Source organism: Streptomyces sp. NPDC005070 (assembly GCF_053600395.1).
Genome location: NZ_JBSFZS010000276.1, coordinates 1 through 4485, shown reverse-complemented (window position 1 = coordinate 4485; position 4485 = coordinate 1). Strand labels below are relative to the sequence as shown.

4 protein-coding genes are annotated in these 4485 nt (G+C 73.6%); 2 read left to right on the top strand and 2 right to left on the bottom strand.

Annotated features, from left to right (window positions below; translation table 11 throughout):
- Positions 1-1551: cytochrome P450 (locus ACWEBX_RS37525; RefSeq protein ID WP_451889217.1), on the bottom strand; the 1551-nt coding region annotated here is incomplete at its 3' end.
- A 108-nt stretch (positions 1552-1659) separates the two neighbouring features.
- Between ACWEBX_RS37525 and ACWEBX_RS37520 the strand changes: the two genes are divergently transcribed.
- Positions 1660-2268, top strand: a complete 609-nt coding sequence (locus tag ACWEBX_RS37520; protein ID WP_451889216.1) for a TetR/AcrR family transcriptional regulator — start codon at positions 1660-1662, stop codon at positions 2266-2268.
- 138 nt (positions 2269-2406) lie between these two features.
- Positions 2407-3132, top strand: a complete 726-nt coding sequence (locus ACWEBX_RS37515; protein ID WP_451889215.1) for a DUF2470 domain-containing protein — start codon at positions 2407-2409, stop codon at positions 3130-3132.
- Here the strand turns inward: ACWEBX_RS37515 and ACWEBX_RS37510 are convergent.
- Positions 3100-4368: a lactonase family protein gene (locus ACWEBX_RS37510; RefSeq protein ID WP_451889214.1), complete on the bottom strand. Its 1269-nt coding sequence runs from the start codon at positions 4366-4368 to the stop codon at positions 3100-3102. The genes ACWEBX_RS37515 and ACWEBX_RS37510 overlap by 33 nt on opposite strands.
- Positions 4369-4485: the final 117 nt, after the last annotated feature.

Sequence of the window (4485 nt, the reverse complement as noted above, 5' to 3'; positions counted from 1 at the left end):
CGATCCGAGCACCCGCAGCGAGGACAGGTCGAACTTCGCGGGGATGTCGTCGCCCCACTTCATGAACGTACGGATGGCCGTGCCGGCCAGCGTCGCCGCCCGCCCCGGCGCCACCGGCGCGCGCCGTTCGAGGTGCAGGCGCAGCCCCTCCGGCATCAGGGTCAGCCGCTCGGCCACCCGCAGCCGGTAGCCGGGGTCGGGCCGCAGCTCGTAGCGGCGCAGCAGCAGTCCGAGGACCAGCGTCGCCTCGTGCAGTGCGAACTGGCGGCCGATGCAGGCGCGGGCTCCGGTGCCGAACGGCTTGAAGGTGTGCGCGGGCCGGGCCCGTACCGCCTTCGCGTCGAAGCGGTCCGGGTCGAAGCCCTCCGCGTCGGTGCCCCACACCTGCGGGTCGCGGTGCAGCATCGCGGTCAGTACCAGCGCCCACGCCCCCTGCCGCATCGGGTGGACACCGCCGAGCACGGTGTCGTGACGGGCCTCGCGCGCGAACGCCGGTGCCGTCGGCCACAGGCGCAGCGATTCGTCGAGGACCCGGCGGACGTAACGGAGCTTGGCGACCTGCTCGTAGCCGGGCCGGTCCGTGTCGCCCCAGACGCGTTCGACCTCGGCACGCGCGCGGGCGGCCGTCTCGGGGTGCCGGGCGAGGTAATGCAGGGCGAAGGACAGGGCGCCCGAAGTGGTCTCGTGGCCCGCGATCAGGAAGGTGATGACCTGGCGACGGATGTTCTCGGGGGTCAGCCGTTCCCCGGTCTCGGGGTGGGCCGTCTCCAGCATGCGGTCGAGCAGGTCGCCGTCGCCGCCGCCGGCGCTCCGGCGGGCGGCCACCACGGCGTCGACCGTGCGGTTGAGGTAGGCCGTGTCCGCCGCGTTGCGCCGGGAGGCGCCCCGCAGCAGGAGCGGCGCGAGCGGGACGGGGACGACGTTGAGGCGCTGCGCGTAGGTCAGCGTGCCCACCATCGCGTTCACGAAGGGGTGCGGCCGGGAGCGCTCGAAGGAGGCGAAGTCATGGCCGAAGCCGGTCCTGGCGATCGTCTCCAGCGTCAGCTTCGTCATGTCGCCGGGCACGTCCACGGCGCGGCCCGCGGCCTGCTCCCGGTCCCAGTGGTCCGTCAGCCGCTCGGTCACGGCCAGCATCATGGGGTGGTAGCCCTCCATGGCCTCGCGGCCGAAACCGGGGGCGAGGACGTCGTGCGCGAGCTGCCAGTTGGGCTCGTGGTTGTAGGCGGTGAACAGCCCGTCCCCGGCGACCGGACGGAGGTTGGCGACGCCCAGGCCCACGTGCTTCGCGAACCGCGACTCGTCGGCCAGTTCGGCGGCGAGCCCGGCGCCCCAGACGAAGACGATCTCGTTGCGGAAGGCCCGGCGCCGGAAGATCGGTCCGAGCTCCTTCCCGAACTTCATGGAGTCCTGGAGCGGGGAACGGATGTTCGCGCCGAGCACATCGCCGACCAGCGGGACGCGGCGTGGCGGGTGCGGGATGCGGTGGAGCTCCGGCCAGCCCAGTTCCGCGCTGCGGAACCCCTTGGGCCGCGCCGCCTTCGTCTCCGCCATGACGCCATCTCCCTTGTGACTCGGGCAGGTTGAGTCTGTTGTACGTGAGTTCAATAGCGGAGTTCAGTCTGATCCCGTTGTTGAACCGGCGTCAAGTAAAGTGCGGGCATGACGGGGAAGCAGGGGGAGCGCGCACGCCGCCGGCTCAGTACCGAGGCGCGCCGGGAGCAGCTTCTGTCGGTCGGCGCCCGTCTGTTCTCGGAGAGTCCGTACGACGACGTCTGGATCGAGCAGGTCGCGGAGATCGCCGGAGTCTCGCGCGGACTGCTGTACCACTACTTCCCGACGAAGCGGGACTTCTTCGCCGCCGTGGTCGAGCGGGAGAGCGGGCGGATGCTGCGGATGACCGCGGCGGTGCCCGGCGTCGCGGTGCGCGAGCAGCTCGGCGCGGGCCTGGACACCTTCCTCGGGTACGTGGAGGAGCACGCGCACGGGTTCCGTGCCTTCCATCGTGCCGACGCGGCCGGTGATCAGGCCGTGCGCAGGGTCTATCGGCAGGCGCTGGCCGCGCAGGAGGCGCAGATCCTCTCGGCCCTCGCCGCGGATCCCGAGCTCGGCCGGTCGGCCGAGGACCGGCCCGAACTGCGGATCGCCGTCCGGGGGTGGCTGGCCTTCACCACGGCCGTCTGCCTGGAGTGGCTGCGGGGCGCGGACCTGACCCGTGACCAGGTGCGGGATCTGTGCGCGCGGGCGCTGCTCGGGGCGATCACGCCCTGAGGTCCGCTCTCCCCGGCGGCCGCGACGCCCCTTCCGGGCGGGCGTGGATCCAGGCCCGGCCCTTCGATCGGCGCGGTGTGGTTGGCGTACGCCCCGATCTTCGATAGGTTAGGCAAGCCTTACCTAAGGAGGAAGCTGATGGGTGACCGTTACACCTGGACGGCCGCGCCCGCCGCGGCGGAGCACGCCCGCTCGGTGCTCGCCGCGGCCTGGTCCTGCGCGGTGACCGCCGAGGGCGGCCGGGAGGAGTTCGTCGGCGCGCACTCCGTCGCCGCCGACGGCCGGGTGCTGCTGCGGGTGCCCGAGGACAGCGCGCTGCTCGCCGCGGCCATCTGCTCCCCGCGCGGAGAGCCGTCCGCCGTCCTGGAGTTCGCCGACGTCGCACCGGTTCCCGTACGGAACCGGATCCGGGCCCGGCTCTGGCTCGCCGGCTGGTTCGTCCCCGAGGACGGACAGCTCGCGTTCCGGCCCACCCGCGCGGTGCTGCGCCGGCCCGACGGGACCGTGCTGGTCGACCTGGACGAGCTCGCCGAGGCACAGCCCGACCCGCTCGCCCTCGCCGAGGCACAGCTCCTCACCCATCTCGCCGACTCCCACCCGGACGCCGTCGAGCGGATCACCCGTCTCGTCGAACCGGACAGCCTGCACGGCGCGGTGCGCGTCCAGCCCCTCGCCGTCGACCGCCACGGACTCACCCTGCGCATCGAACGGGCGCGCGGCAACGGCGACGTACGCCTGCCGTTCCACGCGCCCGCCGACGACGTCTCCCAGCTCACGGAGCGCATGCATGTCCTGCTCACCCAGGCGAGCCTCGCCTCCTGCCCCCGTCCGCTACAGCGGCAGCGCACAGACCGCGAGGGGTGAGGCGAACGGCTCGCCCGCGCGCCGGAGTTCACCGCTCGCCTGATCGACCCCGAAGACCGTGACGGTGCCCGACCGCTGGTTCGCCGCGAACAGCAGCCGTCCGTCCGGCGAGAGGGCGATGTGCCGCGGGAAGTCGCCGCCGACCGGCACCGTGTCCAGCAGCCGCAGCCGGGCTCCGTCCGCCTCGACGGCGTACCGCGTCAGGCTGTTGTGACCCCGGTTGGCGAGGAACGCGTACGACCCGTTCGGCGTCACCAGGAACTGGGCCGGGTAACTCCTGCCGCCTCCCGTGCCCGTGGACTGTGCCTCGCCCACCGAGAGGCGGCCCGTCGCCGGGTCGTAGCCGCACACCGCCACCGTGTTGTCGGCCTCGTTGGCGAGATACGCGTACCGGCCGCCGGGGTGGAACGTGAGATGACGCGGGCCCGCGCCCGGCCTCGTCCGCGCCCGGGAGACCTCGGTGAGCGTGCCCCGGGTCTCGTCCAGACGGTAGGTGTACACCGTGTCGGTGCCCAGGTCGACGGCGAGCAGATGCCCGCCGTCCGGACCGGTGACGAACTGGTGCGCGTGCGGGCCCTGTTGGCCGGGACCGGGCGCCGGGGACGTGTGCGTGACCAGATCGGTGCGCTCGCCGAGCGCGCCGGACGCCTCGATGGGATGCACCGCGACGCTTCCCGACGCGTAGTTCGCGCTCAGCAGCCAGCGGCCGCTCGGATGCACGGACAGATGGCAGGGGCCCGAGCCTCCGGTGGAGCGGCTGCCGAGCACCTCGGTCCCCGGGAGACGCACGGCCGTCACCGCGCCCGCGTTCTGCTCGTCGACGGCGTACAGCGCCCGGCCGTCCGGATGCACGGCGAGGAAGGACGGGTTGTCGACGCCCGTCACCACCTCGCCGCCGGTGACCGCGCCGGTCGCCGCGTCGTACGTGGCGACACCGATCCCCTTCCCGCCGCCGTCCCCCGAGGTGTAGGTGCCCAGGAACAGCCGACGCGGACCGGAGGAGGGAGCCGGGGACGCGGAAGCGGAAGAGGGTGCCGGGGACGAAGGCGCGGACGCGGAAGCGGAGGGACCGGCCGCCGGCGCCTCGGGGCGTGGCGTCGTCCCGGCGCGGTCCTCCCGGGGCCCCGCGCAGGCCGGGACCGTCGCGATCGCGGCGGCCCCCGCCAGCGCGCCGACGAACCGCCGTCTGGTCCAGCCGCCGCCCGCGCCGCGCGACGGCCCTGCACCACTGCTCATGCCTGCACCTCGGGAGTGTCGGTTGCCTCGGCCGGAACGGCCACCTTGGCGTGCGACACCCCGGACATGCAAGAACGGCCCCGCGCGTTGCGCTCCACGCAACGCGCGGGGTGCAAC

What these genes read in the sequence shown, in the direction of transcription:
- ACWEBX_RS37520 (WP_451889216.1), top strand. Translation starts at nt 1,660, where the DNA reads ATGACGGGGAAGCAGGGGGAGCGCGCACGCCGCCGGCTCAGTACCGAG.
- ACWEBX_RS37515 (WP_451889215.1), top strand. Translation starts at nt 2,407, where the DNA reads ATGGGTGACCGTTACACCTGGACGGCCGCGCCCGCCGCGGCGGAGCAC.
- ACWEBX_RS37510 (WP_451889214.1), bottom strand. Translation starts at nt 4,368, where the DNA reads ATGAGCAGTGGTGCAGGGCCGTCGCGCGGCGCGGGCGGCGGCTGGACC.